1 protein-coding gene is annotated in these 550 nt (G+C 64.9%); it reads left to right on the top strand.

Annotated features, from left to right (window positions below; all coding sequences use genetic code 11):
• The coding region (locus AB4Z23_RS28040) for a tripartite tricarboxylate transporter permease (RefSeq protein ID WP_441361249.1) at positions 1–550 on the top strand (550 nt) is incomplete at both ends.

The following is a 550-nucleotide window of genomic DNA, read 5'->3' as shown; positions in this document are numbered from 1 at the left end:
GATTGGGGCCGACTGCCGGCGTCGCGATCCTCCTGCCGGTCGCCGTGAGCTTTGACGGAACCGCTGCCATTGCTGCACTCGGGGCGGTTTATTACGGGGCGCAATATGGTGGCGCTGTCACCGCAATCCTGCTCGGGATTCCCGGAGACGCTTCGGCGACGATGACCGTCATCGACGGGCACAAGCTAGCCCGCAACGGCAAGGCCGGCGCCGCACTCGGCCTCAGCATCGCGGCGTCGTTCATCGGTGGCCTGATCGGCCTCATCCTGCTGACCGCGTTCGCGACGACGATCGCGCAGGCGGCAATCGCCTTCGGCCCGATCGAAATGACCGCGCTGATGATCTTTTCGCTGTCGCTGGTCAGCGTGCTCGGGGGGCGCGATCTCAACAAGGCGATGATGTCGCTGTTCGCTGGCCTGTTCATCGGCACGATCGGGCTTGACCCGATGGTCGGCCTGCCGCGGTTCGATTTCGGCGAAGCCCGGCTGTTCGACGGCATCGAATTCTCGATCATCGCGGTTGGCCTGTTCGGGCTGGCGGAGATGTATGC

Origin of the sequence: Agrobacterium sp. MCAB5, assembly GCF_052114365.1 — a bacterium.
Taxonomy (GTDB): Bacteria; Pseudomonadota; Alphaproteobacteria; order Rhizobiales; family Rhizobiaceae; genus Agrobacterium; species Agrobacterium tumefaciens.
The sequence above is the reverse complement of the archived record's forward strand: the minus strand, read 5'-3'. Positions and strand labels throughout refer to the sequence as shown.